This window comes from Mesorhizobium sp. M1E.F.Ca.ET.041.01.1.1, assembly GCF_003997355.1.
GTDB lineage: Bacteria > Pseudomonadota > Alphaproteobacteria > Rhizobiales > Rhizobiaceae > Mesorhizobium.
This window is the reverse complement of sequence record NZ_RZSL01000072.1, coordinates 1-17,004: the sequence shown is the minus strand read 5'-3', so window position 1 is coordinate 17,004 and position 17,004 is coordinate 1. Positions and strand designations below refer to the sequence as shown.

General features: G+C 64.9%; 13 protein-coding genes and 1 tRNA gene. 9 read left to right on the top strand and 5 right to left on the bottom strand.

Annotated features, from left to right (window positions below):
• The first annotated feature begins 352 nt into the window (after positions 1-352).
• The gene (locus tag EOA38_RS08995; RefSeq protein ID WP_127298987.1) at positions 353-1,726 is read left to right on the top strand and encodes a glutamate--cysteine ligase; all 1,374 of its coding nucleotides are present in this window, start codon (positions 353-355) and stop codon (positions 1,724-1,726) included.
• A 99-nt stretch (positions 1,727-1,825) separates the two neighbouring features.
• On the top strand, positions 1,826-2,833 hold the full coding sequence (locus EOA38_RS08990; protein WP_127298986.1) for a DUF937 domain-containing protein: 1,008 nt from the start codon (positions 1,826-1,828) through the stop codon (positions 2,831-2,833).
• A gap of 155 nt (positions 2,834-2,988) precedes the next feature.
• On the opposite strand, the gene EOA38_RS08985 is transcribed toward EOA38_RS08990, so the two are convergent.
• Positions 2,989-3,279, bottom strand: a complete 291-nt coding sequence (locus tag EOA38_RS08985) for a DUF1127 domain-containing protein (protein WP_126092580.1) — start codon at positions 3,277-3,279, stop codon at positions 2,989-2,991.
• 237 nt (positions 3,280-3,516) lie between these two features.
• Between EOA38_RS08985 and EOA38_RS08980 the strand changes: the two genes are divergently transcribed.
• Entirely contained in the window at positions 3,517-4,473 is a 957-nt protein-coding gene (locus tag EOA38_RS08980; protein ID WP_126092579.1) for a LysR substrate-binding domain-containing protein, read from the top strand.
• A 3-nt stretch (positions 4,474-4,476) separates the two neighbouring features.
• Here the strand turns inward: EOA38_RS08980 and EOA38_RS08975 are convergent, their stop codons facing one another.
• On the bottom strand, positions 4,477-6,705 hold the full coding sequence (locus EOA38_RS08975; RefSeq protein ID WP_127298985.1) for an EAL domain-containing protein: 2,229 nt from the start codon (positions 6,703-6,705) through the stop codon (positions 4,477-4,479).
• A gap of 122 nt (positions 6,706-6,827) precedes the next feature.
• On the opposite strand from EOA38_RS08975, the gene xseA reads away from it, so the two are divergent.
• Positions 6,828-8,393 carry an exodeoxyribonuclease VII large subunit gene (gene xseA / locus EOA38_RS08970; protein ID WP_127298984.1) on the top strand — a complete coding sequence of 522 codons (1,566 nt, stop codon included), beginning with the start codon at positions 6,828-6,830 and terminating at the stop codon, positions 8,391-8,393.
• 10 nt (positions 8,394-8,403) lie between these two features.
• Positions 8,404-9,519 carry a P1 family peptidase gene (locus tag EOA38_RS08965; protein ID WP_127298988.1) on the top strand — a complete coding sequence of 372 codons (1,116 nt, stop codon included), beginning with the start codon at positions 8,404-8,406 and terminating at the stop codon, positions 9,517-9,519.
• A 54-nt stretch (positions 9,520-9,573) separates the two neighbouring features.
• Here the strand turns inward: EOA38_RS08965 and EOA38_RS08960 are convergent, their stop codons facing one another.
• The gene (locus EOA38_RS08960) at positions 9,574-9,828 is read right to left on the bottom strand and encodes a DUF768 domain-containing protein (protein ID WP_126092576.1); all 255 of its coding nucleotides are present in this window, start codon (positions 9,826-9,828) and stop codon (positions 9,574-9,576) included.
• A gap of 562 nt (positions 9,829-10,390) precedes the next feature.
• Here EOA38_RS08960 and EOA38_RS40930 point away from each other — a divergent pair.
• From EOA38_RS40930 to EOA38_RS08950, 3 genes are read left to right on the top strand one after another with little or no spacing between them, the layout of a single operon-like run.
• The gene (locus EOA38_RS40930) at positions 10,391-10,519 is read left to right on the top strand and encodes a hypothetical protein (RefSeq protein WP_281060087.1); all 129 of its coding nucleotides are present in this window, start codon (positions 10,391-10,393) and stop codon (positions 10,517-10,519) included.
• Between the two features lie 9 nt (positions 10,520-10,528).
• Positions 10,529-12,244 (top strand): ABC transporter ATP-binding protein, encoded by a 1,716-nt coding sequence (locus EOA38_RS08955; protein WP_281060088.1) that lies wholly within the window; start codon positions 10,529-10,531, stop codon positions 12,242-12,244.
• Complete coding sequence (locus EOA38_RS08950; protein WP_127298983.1) at positions 12,244-14,136, top strand: ABC transporter ATP-binding protein; 1,893 nt, start codon at positions 12,244-12,246, stop codon at positions 14,134-14,136. The genes EOA38_RS08955 and EOA38_RS08950 overlap by 1 nt, the downstream gene beginning before the upstream one ends.
• Positions 14,137-14,151: 15 nt before the next feature.
• Here EOA38_RS08950 and EOA38_RS08945 read toward each other — a convergent pair.
• Both EOA38_RS08945 and EOA38_RS08940 read right to left on the bottom strand, forming a co-directional pair.
• Positions 14,152-14,228, bottom strand: a tRNA-His gene (locus EOA38_RS08945).
• Between the two features lie 336 nt (positions 14,229-14,564).
• Positions 14,565-15,026 (bottom strand): phasin, encoded by a 462-nt coding sequence (locus tag EOA38_RS08940; protein WP_127298982.1) that lies wholly within the window; start codon positions 15,024-15,026, stop codon positions 14,565-14,567.
• Between the two features lie 246 nt (positions 15,027-15,272).
• Between EOA38_RS08940 and EOA38_RS08935 the strand changes: the two genes are divergently transcribed.
• Positions 15,273-17,004: PAS domain-containing protein (locus EOA38_RS08935; protein WP_245480800.1), on the top strand; the 1,732-nt coding region annotated here is incomplete at its 3' end.

Here is a 17,004-nt window from a genome sequence, read left to right as displayed (position 1 = left end):
GGACCGCGCTTCCGGCGCGCCGATACGGCGGCGGTGGCGGCGCTCGCGGTGATGCAGGCGACGATCGGCGACTGGTAGGATCTTCCCTTCTCCCCTTGTGGGAGAAGGTGTCGCCGAAGGCGACGGATGAGGGGGGCTCCAGAAGGCACCAACGTCTCACTCCGCTGGACACCCCTCATCCGTCTCGGCGCTAGCGCGTCGATCCACCTTCTCCCACAAGGGGAGAAGGGAAGGCGCGCCATGCAGATCAAATCCAGTTCAGCCGTGGCTCAGGATTTTTCGCTTGATCGGCTACTGACATTTCGTCCATCTAGCGCCCGGCGGTCGGTCGGCCGCTGCGGAGGGCTTTTTCATGGCGCGCGACACAACCGATACCAGTCCCATCGAAGGCATCGACGAACTCGTCGGCTACCTGGCCGCGGGCAACAAGCCGCGCGACAAATGGCGCATCGGCACCGAGCACGAGAAATTCCCCTTCTATGTCGACGGCAATGCGCCGGTGCCCTATGGCGGCGAGCGCGGCATCCGCGCCATCCTGGAAGGCATGCAGCAAAAGCTCGGCTGGGATCCGATCGTGGATGCCGGCCGCATCATCGGCCTGGTCGAGCCGACCGGCCAGGGCGCGATCTCGCTGGAGCCCGGCGGGCAGTTCGAGCTTTCCGGCGCGCCGCTGGAGTCGATCCACCAGACCTGCCGCGAGGGCAACGCGCATCTGGCGCAGGTGCGCGAGATCGCAGAGCCCCTCGGCATCCGCTTCCTCGGCCTCGGCGGCAGCCCGAAATGGTCGCTCGCCGAAACGCCGAAAATGCCGAAGTCGCGCTATGAGATCATGACCCGCTACATGCCGAAGGTCGGATCGAAGGGCCTCGACATGATGTACCGCACCTGCACGATCCAGGTGAATCTCGACTTCGAAAGCGAGACCGACATGCGGCGAAAAATGCAAGTATCGCTGAAGCTGCAGCCGCTGTCGACGGCGCTGTTCGCCAATTCGCCTTTTACCGAGAGCCACCCGAACGGCCTCCAGAGCTGGCGCGGCGACATCTGGCGCGATACCGACAACCAGCGCTCCGGCATGCTGGAATTCTGCTTTGCACCCGACTTCGGCTTTGCCGACTATGTCGAATGGGCGCTCGACGTGCCGATGTATTTCGTCATTCGCGACGGCCACTATCACGACATGACGCGCTACACCTTCCGCCAGTTCATGGCGGGTGCCGCCCGCGGCGAAGTGCCCGACGGGTTACCGACAATGGGCGACTGGGCTAACCACCTGTCGACCCTGTTCCCGGATGTGCGGCTGAAGCGCTTCCTCGAAATGCGCGGCGCAGACGGCGGACCGTGGCGGCGCATCTGCGCCCTGCCCGCCTTCTGGGTCGGGCTGCTCTATGACGAGCAGGCGCTGGACGCCGCCGAGACGCTGACATCGAGCTGGACCTACAAGGAAGCTCTGGCGATGCGCAACGCGGTGCCGGAGCAGGGCATTGCGGCGCCGTTCCGCAACGCCACCTTGCGCGACGTCGCCCGCGACGTGCTCGCCATCTCGCGCATGGGGCTGAAGAACCGCTGCAAGAAGAACCGCGACGGCTATGACGAGACCTCGTTCCTCAACACCCTCGACGAGGTGGTGGCGCGCGGCACCACCAGCGCCGAGGAGATGCTGTCTGCCTATCACACACGCTGGGGCGGCTCGATCGAGCCGGTATTCATGGAATACGCCTATTAGCCGTTCGCCTGCCGCCTGACAGCGGCTCGGCAAAAGCTGCTTCAATCGGTGATGGAAACGAACTAGGTTCGTCCGTGAGGATATTGCGGAGGAGACCCCATGCCTTCCCTGTTCGACATTTTTTCGCAAGCCCAGAACGGCGCCGGCATGCAGGCGCTGGCTCAGCAGTATGGCCTGTCGATGCAGCAGACCCAGGCAGCGATCCAGGCGCTGCTGCCCGCCTTCTCGCAAGGGCTGCAGCGTAACACCGCCGATCCTTACGGGATGGGCGCCTTCATGACGGCGATGGCGAGCGGCCAGCACGCCAAATATTTCGAGGACGCCACCAGAGCCTTTTCGCCGCAAGGCATCAACGAGGGCAACGGCATCCTCGGCCATCTGTTCGGTTCCAAGGACCTGTCGCGCGCCGTCGCCGCCCAGGCCGCGCAGGCCACCGGGCTCAGCCAGCAGGTGCTGCAGCAGATGCTGCCGGCGATGGCCTCGATGATGATGGGCGGGCTGTTCAAGCAGACCAACAACCAGATGCAGGCCGCCGGCGGCTTCGGCGGCGGCAGCAACCCGCTTGGCGAAATCATCGAGGAGATGATGCGGCAGGCGGGAGGCGGCGCGCAGGCGCCGCAACCGCGGCAGGCGCCCAATCCTTATGGCGACAACCCGCTCGGCAAGGTGCTGCAAGATATGTTCGGCGGCGGCACGCAGCAGCCGCAAAGCCAGCCGCAGCAGACGCCGAACCCTTACGGCAATAATCCGCTTGGCAAGGTGCTGCAGGACATGTTCGGCGGCGGCGCGCAGCAGACGCAAAGCCAGCCTCAGCAGACGCAGAGCCCTTTTGGCGACAATCCGCTCGGCAAGATGTTCGAGGAGATGCTGCGCCAGGGCGGCGGCTTCGGCTTGCCGGGCGGTCAGCCGGCGCCGCAGCAGCCGCAACAGCGCCAACCCCAACAGAGTGAGCCGCAGCCGCAGACCAATCCGAGCGGCCGGCCGCGAAACCCGTTCGACGACATTTTCGGCCAGATGTTCGAGACCGGCGCGCAGCAGCGCGACGAGTATCAGAAGGGCATGGAAACGATCTTCGACCAGTTCAAGCGCGGCATGGAACGGCGGTAGCGCTCAACTCAAAAGAAAAATGCCCGGTCCGCAGGGGGAACCGGGCAATCTGCAGGCAGGCCGGCGGGGAACCGGCTGGGAGTGTGGGAGCCTGCATGAAGCTTGGTCGCGCCGAGCCCTCAAAAAGGTTCACAGGCGACCGAGAATGCAGCCGCTCAGGCCACCTTGCGGGCGAGGTCCTCGATCGTGTCGGCGCGGTCGCTGGCAATCGCGCGCAGCTTCGCCGTCGGATCGCGGCCAAAGGGCACGGCAACGGCGACGTGGAGGTCGGCGCGGGTGAGGCCGATATCGGCAAGCTCGGCGTCCGACATCTCGCCAAGGCGATAGAAGGCGCGGCGGTTTTTCCAGGCGCGGTAGGCGTTGACGAGAGCATTGACCACAAGCGTCGCAACGGCCGGACGCGTGGTGATGCGCGGGGTCTTGGAGGCGAATTCGATCGTGGTCATGTCGGTCTCTCCTTCGGAGTCGAGCGGACGAAACCAGGCAACCGGCGCCTTGGGAGAAGCGCCGTTGCGGTCTCGATACACTTAAAGTGATGCATGTCGTCGCCCCCAAAACCGGGAGCCACTTTTGGGCGACATGCAGTACCTTCATGTGGACAATGCCAATTTGCCATCGCGTGATTGATTAATCCAACGAATGTTTTTAATCTGTAGCATCAACATCAATGATGGATTGGACCGATGAAAGCGCCGCTCGATCTCGATCAGTTGCAGACCTTCATCTCGATCGCCGACACCGGCAGCTTCACCCGGGCGGCCGAAGAGGTGCATCGCACGCAGTCGGCAGTGTCGATGCAGATGCGCCGGCTGGAGGAGCGGATCGGCAAGCCGCTGTTCGAAAAGGACGGGCGCACCAACAAGTTGACCGAGGAAGGCGACAGGCTGCTGTCCTATGCCAGGCGGCTGATCTACCTCAACCGCGAGACTTTAGCCGCCTTCGACGACCAGCGGCTGGAAGGCACGATCAGGATCGGCACGCCGGACGACTATGCCGACCGTTTCCTGCCCGAGATCATGGCGCGCTTCTCGCGCTCCAACCCGCGGGTCGAGCTGACCGTGATCTGCGAACCGACGCCCGGGCTGGTCGAGCACATCAAGCGCGGCAATCTCGACCTCGCGCTGGTGACGCACAACGACACCCGCGGCCAGTCGGAAGTGGTGCGGCGCGAACCGCTTTTGTGGGTCACCTCGGCCAACCACGCCACGCATGAGCAGGAAATCCTGCCGATGGCGTTCGGCCGGCCGAATTGCGTCTGGCGGCGCGCCGCCGTCGACGTGCTCGACCGGCAGAACCGCGAGTATCGCGTGCTGTTCTCCAGCTTCTCGGCCACCGTGATCACCGCCGCCGTGCTTTCCGGCCTCGCCATCTCGGTGCTGCCGGAATGCGCGCTCAGGCCCGGCATGCGCGTGCTTGGCGAGGCCGATGGGTTCGATGCGCTGCCGGACTGCCGGATCGGCATCATGCGCGGCCAGACCTCGCAGCCGGAGATCGTCGACGCCCTGGCCCGCCACATTGCGGAAAGCCTCGACAACATTTCCGTGCCCGTCGGCGAGGAGACGGGAAGCTTCGACTTCGCGGCGCTTGCTTTCGCCAAGATGAAGCGGACCAAGGCGAACCAGATCCTGCCTGGCTGGTAGGGATCAGGCGCGCGCGGCGGCCGGCTCGACCTCATCCGGCGAAGCCAGACCGGAAAGGCCGAGCAGTTGGACCGGCTCGAGCGGCGGCGACAGGAGATAGCCCTGCAGTTGCCGGCAGCCCATGGCGACCAGCAGCATCTTCTGCGCCTCGGTCTCCACACCCTCGGCGGTGACGTCGACTCCGAGCGCGACGGCGAGATCGATCAGCGCCTTGACGATCGCCGCCGAGTTGCCGTCGCCATCGAGAAGCCGCACGAAGGAACAGTCTATCTTGAGCTTGTCGATGGCGTGGCGACGCAGGTGGCTCAGCGATGAATAGCCGGTACCGAAATCGTCCAGAACGATGCCGACGCCCAACTGACGCAAGGCGGCCAGAGCCGCCCTCGAAGCATCACTGTTGTCCAGAAGCACGCTTTCAGTGATTTCGAACTGCAGGCGCTGCGGCGCCAGCCCGGTGTCGGCAAGGATCGACGCAACCTGTTCGGGAAAGCCGGCGTCGCGCAATTGCAGCGGTGACACGTTGACGGCGAGCCACGGCAAGTCGGTTCGCACGGCGAAGCGGCAGGCTTCCTGCAGCACCCACGCGCCGAGTTGGCCGATCATGCCGCGCTCCTCGGCGATGGCGATGAACTGCGCCGCCGGCAATGCGCCATGCACCTCATGCCCCCAGCGGATCAGCGCCTCTGCGCCGAGGATCGTCTTGCCGTTCGCCGCGAACACCGGCTGGTAGGCGAGCCCGATGCCGGTTCCGCCGTCGAGGGCCTTGCGAAGCTCGGTCTCGACCTTGCGCTTGCGCAAGAGAAGGTCGTCCATGTCGCCGGCGAAGACCTGGTGCCGGCCGCGGCCGTTCTTCTTGGCTTCGTAGAGCGCGATGTCGGCCCTGCGCAAGAGATCGTCGGCATCCGTCTCGTCGCCGGCCGCCAGCGCGATGCCGATCGAGGCGCTGACGAAGACCTGATCGTCCATGAGCTTGAACGGCTCCTGCAACTTCTGCAACAGCCGCTCGGCGATATCCTCGGCGGCACGGATATCGCGGATGTCGACGAGGATCAGCGCGAACTCGTCGCCGCCCAGCCGCGCCACGGTATCCACCTCGCGAACGGTGTGCTGGAGCCTGGCCGCTGTCTGGCGCACCAGCTCATCGCCCGCGGGATGGCCGAGCGTGTCATTGATATGCTTGAAGCGGTCGAGATCGAGATAGAGCAACGCCACCCTTCCCATGTCGTGAACCGCCATGTCCTGGCCGGTCCTGAGCAGGGCCCGCCGCAAGCGGTCCTCGAACAGAGCCCTGTTGGGCAGACCGGTGAGCGTGTCGTGGAAAGCGAGATATTGCGCCTCATCCTGGCTTGTCTGCAGCGCGGACGAAGCGCGGCGGAGCCGGCGCAGCAGGAACGCCAGAACACCAGCCGCCACAAGCAGCGCCACGGCCAGCGCCGGCGCCATCTTGCGCACCAGGGTAAGGCCGGGCCGCTCCTGGTTCCAGCCTATATAGCCGAGGATGACGCCGCGTGAATCGACCAGCGGAACGGCCGCCGCGCCGACCGGTTGCGACACGGGCACGAGTCGCGCGCCCTCGAGCAGGTATTTCTCGGCGATCTTGCCGATGACGGCGTCGTTGATGAACTCCACCGACACATGCAGATATTCGCCGCCGGGCTCCTGGGTGACCCTGTCCGTGCTCGGCACCAGCGGCATCACGCTGAGGATCGCCGGCTTGCCGCCCAGCGACACCAGATCCCCGGCGGCCATCTTGGCCGGCTGGCCGGAAGCGTCGGCCTTCGGCGGCTGGGCGAGCATGGCGCGCAATTTCTCGATGGTGGAGAGCATTGCCGGCTCGTCCTCGCGATAGGCCGACGGATCAAGCACCTCGCCCTCCCGCATGGCATGGACCGGAAGGTTTGCGGCGTCGAGGAGGTAGACCCGGTCGTGGCCGTAATAGGTATACATCCAGACGCTGAGATTCTCCTCGATCCAGGCCTGGTTGCCGGCCTTCACATTGGTGACAGCGTCATCCCAGACGGAAACGCTTTCCTGCTCACGCTGAACCGTCGCGATCTGATCCTTCAGGCCATCGGCGATGAATATCTTTTGGCGTTCGAGCGCGGCATGGTCGGCCTGGACTGCCGCGTAGAGGCCGAAGCCGACGACGATCGCCAGCGCCAAAACGGCGAGCGTCAGCACGGTCAAGGTGACCTGATGCGTCAACGGGCTGCTGTTGGGGCGCGGGCTCATGCGTGCTTGGCCGACTGTGTTGGGGGCCAGTCAAAGCAAATTCGGCTTAAGATCGCGTTATAATATTAGCGAGGATTGGTCCCTGCCTTGACGCAGGCCGATAAGCGTTCCCCAATCGCATGATGAGTGAAGCAGCAACCGAATCACGCAGCAACGCCACCGAATACACGGTGAGCGAGATTTCAGGCGCGCTGAAACGCACGGTCGAGGACGCCTTCGGCAACGTGCGGGTGCGCGGCGAGATTTCAGGCTATCGCGGCCCGCATTCCTCCGGCCACGCCTATTTCGCGCTGAAGGACGACCGCGCGCGGCTCGACGCCGTGGTCTGGAAGACGACGATGGCCCGGCTGAAATTCCGCCCCGAGGAAGGGATGGAAGTGATCGCCAGCGGCAAGCTGACGACCTATCCCGGCAAGTCCAACTACCAGATCGTCATCGACAATCTGGAGCCGGCGGGCGCCGGAGCACTGATGGCGCTGCTGGAAGAGCGCAAGCGCCGGCTGCAGGCGGAGGGCCTGTTCGATTCCGGGCGCAAGCGGCGGCTGCCGTTCATGCCTCAAGTCATCGGCGTGGTCACCTCGCCGACCGGCTCGGTGATCCGAGACATCATCCACCGCATCAAGGACCGGTTTCCGCTCACCGTGCTGGTCTGGCCGGTGAGGGTCCAGGGCGAGACGACGGCCAAGGAAGTGACCGCGGCCGTCAACAGCTTCAATGCGCTCGCCTCGGACGGCGCGATACGACAGCCCGATCTTCTGATCGTGGCGCGCGGCGGCGGCAGCCTCGAGGATCTTTGGGGTTTCAACGACGAAGGGCTGGCACGCGCCGTCGCAGCCTCGCATATCCCAGTGATCTCCGCAGTCGGCCACGAGACGGACTGGACGCTGATCGACTTCGTCGCCGATATGCGCGCGCCGACGCCCACGGGCGCGGCCGAGATTGCGGTACCCGTCAAGGCCGATCTCGAGGCCACGCTGGCGAGCCTCGGGGCGCGGCTCAATGCCTGCGCTTCGCGCAATCTGGAGCGCAAGCGCCAGGCGGTGCGCGCCGCGGCGCGGGCACTGCCTTCGCCCGATCAGTTGCTGGCGCTGCCGCGCCGCCGCTTCGACGAGGCGACCAGCCGGCTGGGCCGTGGCCTGACGGTGAGCATCGAGCGCAAGCGCTCGAGGCTGGACCGGCAGCGGCTGACGCCAGCGACCCTGTCGCGCCGCCTCAACGAGACCCGCACGCTGACCGGCCGCGACATTGCCCGCGCGCGGGCCGCATTCTTTGCCATCGTTCGCCAAGGCCGGGCGCGCTTCCAGCGCACCTCGGCGAGACTGTCGCCGGCGCCGATCGTCAGGCGGCAGAAGCTGCAGGCCGATACGCTGGCCGGGCTGATGCGAAGGCAGGACCAGGCGCTGGCGCGGCAGCTTGATCGGCTGCGTGCGGCGCTTACCCAGGCCGACCGGCTGCTCTCCACCCTCTCGCACAAGGCCGTGCTGGCGCGCGGCTTCGCATTGGTCAAGGACGCCGACGGCGCCGTCATAAAGCGCGTCGCGGAATTGGCGCCGGGCGCGGCGCTGCAACTGGAATTCGCCGACGGCAGTGCCGAGGCCATCGCCACAAGTGGCGGAGCGCGGCCGAAGCTGGCCGCCAAGTCTTCGGGCAAGGCCAAGGAGCCCGGCAGCCAGGGCTCGTTGTTCTGAGGACGGGATGATCACCGACGACCCGCATCTCCGTGCGCCCTCCGGCAAGCCGCGCCTGCGTTCGTTCGCGATAGCCTTGGACGGCACGCCCGGGCGCTTCAACGCCATCACCGACGTGCCGGGTGTCACGGTCGGCTACACGACGCTGATTTCCGGAGACGGCCCACTCCAGGTCGGCAAGGGACCGGTGCGCACCGGCGTGACGGCGATCCTGCCAAGACCGCCCGGCGAGCTCGCGACGCCGGTGTTTGCCGGCGTGTTCAGCCAGAACGGCAATGGCGAACTCACCGGCACGCACATCATCGAGGAGACCGGCGCCTTCAATCTGCCGATCACCATCACCAACACCCATTCCTGCGGCGTCACCCGCGACTGCACGCTGCGCTGGATGAACCAAGTGCTGCCGGCGGCGCTCGACAGCGCCTGGGGACTGCCGGTGGCGGCCGAGACCTATGACGGTTTCCTCAACGACATCAATGGCCACCATGTCGGCTTCGATCATGTCGCCGCCGCGCTCGACGGCGCGACAGGCGGCGCCATCGAGGAAGGCAGCGTCGGCGGCGGCACCGGCATGATCTCCTTCGGCTTCAAGGCCGGGTCCGGCACCGCCTCGCGCATCATCGAATGGCAGGAAAGAAGCTACACGCTGGGCGTGTTCGTGCAGGCGAACTTCGGCAGGCGGTCCAACTTCACCATTCACGGCCGGCGCGTCGGGCCGGAACTCACCGAGCCGGCGATCCGCGAAGGCACGCCGCGCGCCGAAAAGGGCTCGATCATCGCCATTGTCGCCACCGACGCGCCGTTCCTGCCGCATCAGATGAAACGGCTTGCCCGGCGCGTGCCGCTCGGCATCGCCATGACCGGCGGCTATGGCTACCACAGCTCGGGCGATATCTTTCTTGCCTTCTCGACCGCCAATCCGGGGGCCGCGCTGGCGGCTTCAGGCCGCATCGCCCGCGCGGATTTCATCCCGGACGTCGATATCGACCCGTTCTTCGATGCTGTTGTGCAAGGGGTGGAGGAAGCGATCCTCAACGCGCTGATCGCCAATGAGGACATGACGGGGCGTGACGGCAATTTCGTGCCGGCGCTGCCAAAGGAATGGCTGAAGAACAAATTCGGCTAAGCCCCGCGCCCAGCCCAGGGGGCACAGGGCTTCCCGGCGCGCCGGGCCGGTGTCTTACTCGGACAGCTTGTCCGACGGCGTCTCGTGCGTGCTCTCCTCGGCGACTTCCTCGAGCCGCGAGGCGATCAGTTCCTGGATATCGCCGACTTCTTCCTGGATGTCTTCCAGAAGAATGCCTTCCTCGGCGGCCTCGGCGCAGCATTCCTTCGCCAGGGTCTCGGCCTGCTTCTCGATCTTGGCTGGAGAATGCTGGCAATGGACCTTTTCGCCAATCCATCCGCGCAAGAACTCGATCGCGTGTTCACTCATACTGCTTCTTCCCTAGCGGCTAAGCCGGTTTGGTAGTCATGAACGCCCCCATCCCGCTAACGGATGCACGCCCCATTCGACCCGAGTCGGCCTCGACCGGCAAGACATCTTGCCCGAGATCCACACAGTGGGAGGGATTGGAGGGTTCAGGGAACACGTTCAGATCGGTGAGGATGATGATGCTTCGCCAGGACCGTCAAAGATCCGCTCTCTTGTTTCTGCTTGCTTTTTCCCGGTTTTTCAGGCCGATTTCCGTCACTATACGCAACGCATTTACGGCAATCTCGCAGGCGCAGCAAATGGGCGAGAAACCGAAAGCCGCCGGTATATAGTGATATCCTCACGCAATGTCGACTCCGCTCGCCGTCCTGCTTCCTTCCGCCGCGTCAGGTGAGGCAGGCAACCATCGGATCACGAGCATATGGGCCGCGTTCCCAGGCATAGATGCGACGCCGCCATTGGCCCTTGAACGGTCAAGTCAGGCCCGCGTAACATCGCGCTGCTTCAACTGAGTCTGCTTCATTCGTCCGGGCTAATGTTCGGATCTGGTTGGATATTTTCCTTGCATACGGATGCAAAAAGCAGCGCGCCGGAGCGTGGCAAATCCTTTGCCCATGTGGCGGAAGCCTCCTGGGGAAAGGGCTTCAGCACCCTGCTCCGCATCATGCGCATGATACTGCGCCACCCCTGACAGGTCGCTATCACCATCGTCTCGACCTTGATTGCCGCGACGCTGCAGCTTCTCATTCCACGCCTGCTGGGGCGCGCCATCGATCAGGCGCAAGGCGTGATGGCCGAGGGCGCCGGCACTGCCGCGGAGCACGCGCTCTGGAACACGGCGCTCACGCTGCTCGTCGTCAGCGTCCTGCGCGGCCTCTTCACCATGGCGCAGAACTACTATGGCGAGGCCGTCGGCCATCAGACCGGATACGAACTGCGCCTGGCTTTCTATGAGAAAATCCAGCGCCTGAGCTTTGCCTTTCACGACAGGGTTCACACCGGCGATCTGATCACGCTCGGGCTGCTCGATCTCGACGGCGTGCGCATGTTCTTTTCCACCGGCGTCCTGCGCGTGGTTCTGCTCGGCGTGCTGATCGGCGTCGGTGCCTATCTCTTGATCAGCACCGATCCGGTGCTCGGGCTGCTCAGCCTCAGCTTCGTGCCGTTCGTCGCCTGGCGGTCCTCCGTCACCCAGTTGAGACTGCGCAGCACCTGGCTGACCCTGCAGCAGCGACTGTCGGTGCTGAGCCGAGTGATGGACGAGAACCTCGGCGGCATCCGTGTCGTGCGCGCTTTTGCGGCGCAGAGCCACGAGCTCAAGAAATTCGACCGTGCCAAGCAGGACGCGCTGGATCTCGCCAACGAGCGCGTCGATATCCGCGTCGGCAACACCAGCGCGATGAACTTCTCGTTCCTGGCGGCCATGGGGCTCGTGCTCTGGTTCGGCGGCCAGAAGGTGATGGCGGGTCAAATCAGCGTCGGCACGCTGGCGCAGTTCCTCACCTTCATGACCATCCTGCAGATGCCGGTGCGCCAGCTCGGCCTGATGGTCAACTCGTTCGCACGCGCCTCGACCTGCGGCACGCGGCTGTTCGAACTGCTAGACACCGAGCTCGACATCAAGGACGCGCCGGGCGCCAGGGACCTCGTCGTCACCGAGGGCGTGCTGCGCTTCGACGATGTCGGCTTCCGCTATGGGGGTTCAGGCGGCCGGCCGACATTGTCCGGTATTTCCTTCGAGGCCAGGCCCGGCCAGACCATCGGCATCGTCGGTCCCCCCGGCAGCGGCAAGTCGACCATCGCGCATTTGATCCCGCGCTTCTACGATGTGACCCGCGGCACCATCACCATCGACGGCCAGGACATCCGCGCGGTCACGCTGCAATCGCTGCGCAAGGCGGTCGGCGTCGTGCAGCAGGACGCGTTCCTGTTCACGACCTCGATCGAGAACAACATCGCCTATGGCAATCCCTGGGCACGCGAGACCCGCATCGAGCGGGCGGCCGAATCCGCCCAGTTGCACAACTACATCATCGGGCTTCCAGCCGGCTACACCACGATCGTCGGCGAACGCGGCGCGTCGCTCTCCGGGGGCCAGCGGCAGCGCCTGACCATCGCCCGCAGCCTGATGCTGCGGCCTTCGGTGCTGGTCTTGGACGATTCCACCGCGGCCATCGATGCCGGCACCGAACAGCGGATCCGGGCGGCGATGAAGCGCTTCGCCAAGGACCGCGTGACGCTCATCATCTCGCATCGGCTGAGTTCGCTGATGCATGCCGACGAGATCCTGTTCGTCGAGGGTGGCCGGATCGTCGAGCGCGGCACGCATGAGGAGCTGCTGGCCCTGGGCGGACGCTACCGCGCGCTCTACGACCTGCAGCTGCGGCCCGACGATGCCGCATTGGGAGCCGCGTGATGCCGGACCCGCGCGACGACGAGAAGGAAGACACCAGCGGACGGCCGGCAAAGGCGGTCGTCGGCTCGCACCGCGACGAGGAGGAGGTCTTCGGCAAGGCCTACGATTCGCGCGTCGTGCGGCGCATCTGGAGCTTCGTCAAACCGTACCAGTCCCGCATCTTCATCTCGGTCGCTGCGGTGCTGGTGTTCACGCTGACGCAATTGGCGATCCCGCTGGTCATCCGCTACGCCATCGACCACGGCATGGCGCCGGGCAGGCTCGACCGTTCGGTGATGGGCTGGGCGACCGCTGCCTTTGGCGTGATCATCCTCATCAACTACGCGGCCAGCTATGTGCAGGAGAGCGTCGTCGGCAAGGTGGCCGAGAATGTGCTTTCCGACCTGCGCCGCGCCATGTTCAGCCATCTGCAGCGGGTCTCGCTGAGCTTCATGGACAAGACCGAGGTCGGCCGGCTGATGTCGCGCCTGCAGGGCGACGTCAATTCGATGCAGGAATTCCTCGAGACGTCGGTCATGTCGGTGGGCGACATCGTCTTATTGTTCGGCATCGTCAGCGTCCTGCTCTGGCTGGATTTCCGGCTCGGGCTGCTGACGCTGTCGACCATGCCGATGCTGTTCGTCGTCCGCCTGTTCTGGCTGCCGCGCGCCAAGGTCGCCTTCATGGCCGCGCATGAAACCAACTCGATTGCCAACGGGGCGCTCGCCGAAGGCATTCACGGCGTGCGCACCGTGCAAAGCCTCGAACGCCAGCACGTCAATTTCGACCTCTATGACGAGAAGGTGCTGGCCAATCTCAATGCCCATCTGAGGTCGGCCAAATACGCGCAGGTGATGGTGCCGATCGTCGATACGCTGACCGGCATCGCCATGGCGACGGTCATCGTCGTCGGCGGTTCGATGGTGCTGTCGCACAGCCTCGACGTCGGCGTCATGGTGGCGTTCCTGTTCTACATCCAGCGCTTCTTCGACCCCATCCGCTCGCTTACCATGCAGTACAGCGTCATGCAGCGCGCCATGGCTTCGGGCCAGCGCATCTCCGAAGTGCTCGACGTGCCGGTGGACGTCAGCGACAGGCAAGGCGCGGTGGCGCTGTCGCGCGACATCGACGGCTCGGTTGAGTTCAGGAACGTCACCTTCGGCTACCGGCGGGACCAGCCGGTGCTGAAGAATGTCAGCTTCCGTGTCAATCCGGGCGAAACGGTCGCGCTTGTCGGCCCGACCGGGTCCGGCAAGTCGAGCTCCATGGCGCTGGCGCACCGGTTCTACGATGTGTGGTCGGGTCAGGTCCTGGTCGGCGGGCACGACGTGCGCGACCTAACGCAGGATTCGCTCGGCGATCAGATGGCGATGGTCCTGCAGGAACCGTTTCTGTTTTCCGGAACGGTGCTGGAGAACATCCGCTATCACAAGACCAATGCTACCCGCGAGGAGGTGGTGCGCGCGGCGAAGGCCGTCGGCGCGCACGACTTCATCTCGCACTTGCCCGGCGGTTACGACACCGAGCTCGAGCAGCGCGGCGGCAATCTCTCGCTCGGCCAGCGCCAGTTGATCAGCTTCGCGCGGGCGCTGGTGGCCGACGCCAGGATCCTGGTGCTCGACGAGGCCACGGCCAGCATCGATTCCTATACGGAGATGCTGATCCAGAAGGCGCTGACAAAACTGCTGGAAGGCCGGACCGGGCTCGTCATAGCCCATCGGCTCGCCACCATTCGCGGCGCCGACCGCATCATCGTCCTGCAGAACGGCGAGATCGTCGAAAGCGGTAACCACGAACGATTGATGAAACGAAACGGCCTCTACGCCCGCCTCTACAACATGAACTACGCCTCGTTCGACGACATTTCCGAGGAAGACATGGGAATGGACGCGGCGGCCGGCAAAGCGACGTGACCGTCAGGGAGCCGATGGTACCGTTGGCTGGGCTCGAACCAGCGACCCCCAGATCCACAATCTGGTGCTCTAACCAACTGAGCTACAACGGCACATCTGCCTGAGCGCAATCGAGGAGAAACCGTTCTCCGCGTCCGCGCTGTCGTCGGCGATGCGTCCAATACGGGCTATCAGAGTCTAATTCAAGGCCTTTGATTAGGCAAAGGCCGGTTCAACGACCGGCACCCGTTTTAGCCGGGCAAAAGAAAAGGCCGGCGGGAGGAGGTGCCGGCCTTTTCCTGTTACGAGCCAGCGGGAGGAGGTGCTGGCTGGTCACCCCGGGAACGGAGGGAGGAGATTCCATCCCCGGGTATTCATCCGATCAACTCATCGCACATCTATTTGTCTGATGAAATGCGACGTTTTGATGCAGCTTTTGGTTGTACCTGTCAGGCCGCCTTGACGTCCTTGATCGCCTTCTCGAAGGCGGTCTTGACCGGCTTGGAGACGTCCTCGACCGCCTTGGAGGCAACGGCCTGGAAGTCCTTGGCCTGCTCGACGGCCATCTCGACACGCTTGCGCAGGAAGGCGGTCTGCAGTTCGACGACCTCGGAGAGCGTCTTGGCGCCGACCAGGGCTTCGAGGTGCGAGAAGCCGGCTTCGGCGTTGGCGCGCAGCACGGCGATAGTCTTCAACGACAGGTCGCCGGAAACGGTCTTGGCGGTCTCGTAGGTCGACTCCAGAACTTTCTGGGTCTCCTCGGCGCCGGTCTTCAGCTTGGCATAGGCCTCTTTCGACTGTTCGACGCCCTTCTCGGCGAAGGCGCGGATCTGGTCGGTGGCCTTGGAGGCGTCGAAGCTCGGGAATTCCACGTTTTCGATGGTTTCGGCAGTCTTGGCAATCTTGGACATTTTCCAACCTTTCAGAGGCAGCGGCTTTGTCAGAAAGCCGTCTCGTTCATGTATGATGGCAATATAAAGGCAAATTTTGTGCATTGCAACATCTTTGTTGCAGCGCACCATAAAAATCGTCCGACCATTAACCAAGAGCCCAGAGATTTCGGTCGCTACACGGCATGGCTTGTGGACCTTCGCCCCGCAGGCTTTTATTAACAAAGCGTTAACCGAAATGCCCGCTGCCGGAGGGTTCGCCAGCGCATGCCGCCCGAAAACTACTCCTTCCTTGATGTCGCCGTGCTCGATGCCGTGCGCCAGCGCTTCGCCGCCGGCGACGCACTCGCCATATTGTCGGCCGATCTCGAGCAGGTGATCTGGGCCAACGGGCCAGGCGCCGCGGTGTTCGGCTATCCGGATATCGAGGCCATCATCGGCGCCTCGGCGCGGCTGCCGCTGATCGCCAGGCGGCAGATCATGGCGACCAGCGGCTTTCCGGAAATCGGCAGCGACCGCGCCATCACGGTACGGCTGGCGACCGGCATGGTGAGCCGCGCCGTCGGCTTCCTGGCCAGCACGGTAACGATGCCGGACGGCGAAAAGGCGATCATGCTGGCGGTGCCCGCGGCGCAGACCGGTTCGCGCAGCGTCGCCGAAATCGCCGGCCGTGCCATCGGCGGCTTCACCGAGGCCGGACATTTCATCGCCTTCGTCGATGCCCAGGGGCAAACCGAGGCGGCTTCGGAGGGCTTTGCGGCGCTCGGCATCAAGCCGGAGACCCTGGCTGCCCTGGTCGCGGACGTGGCAAGCGCGGGAGACCGCATCGTCAAGCGCCTCGTTCCCGGAGCGGACACCTCCTATCCGGCCGGTTTTGCCCGGCTCACCGACCAGCGCCATCTTCTGGTGGTGATCGACGAGGACCAGCTCGACGGCGAGCAGAACGACCGGCCCGGCGGCGATGACACAGCGGCAGCGCCGGAAAGCGCGCCTGCCGTCTCTGAAGAGAAGGGCACCGCCGCCGAAGCCGAGCCGGTCCGAGAGAACGATATCTCGCCCCCGGCAGCGACCGCGGGCGGAGAAGCGGTCACGGCCCTGGCGGGGTCTGCGGACAGCGCCCAGCCAAGGAAAGAGACCGCGACCACGGTCGACCACGTGCCGGATACGACCGAAGCAGGTAGGCCGGCTGCCGATGCGGGCCCTGCGCAGCACGACCATTGGTATTTCAACGCCGGCGTGGACGAGGTGAGTCCGCCTGAACCGGAGGTACCACCGCGGGTAGAACCGGCGGATGCTGCCGCTGAGAGCCAGCAGCACACAGCCGAAAGCGGGGCGTCGGCGCAGCCGGGCGCGGCTCGCAATATCGACCGTTCGGCGCCGCCGTTGCGTTTCGTCTGGCGCACCGACGCCGAGGGTAGGTTCAGCGCGCTGTCGCCGGAATTCGCCGACATCGTCGGCAAGCCGGCCGCCGATGTGATCGGCCGCCGCTTCAGGGACGTCGCCACGACTTTCGGTCTCGACACGTCGGGCGAGATCGCCACGCTGCTCGAGCGGCGCGATACCTGGTCGGGGCGTTCGGTGCTTTGGCCGGTGGCGGGCACGGACTTGAAGATACCGGTCGATCTCGCGGCGCTGCCGGTCTATGGCCGCAGCCGCGCCTTCGAGGGTTTTCGCGGCTTCGGCGTTGCGCGCAGCGCCGACGCCATCATGGATCCAGAAGCGCTCGGCATGGCGCTTGTACCCAATGGCGCCGCACCAGCCGAACCCGAACCTGCCGCCGGGCAACCGGCGGCCGAGCCGCCGAAGCCTGCCGACCCGTTCCAGGGCGAGGTGCCGGCGCTGACCATCGTGCCGAAGCCGGAGCGGCGCTACGCCGACAAGGTGATCCGTCTGGCCGAGCACCGGCAGCCGGCCAATGAGCCAGGAAGTGAAAAGCAGGGAAGTGACAACAGGCCTGGAAATGACAGGGGCCTGTCGATCCTCGAACGCAGCGCCTTTC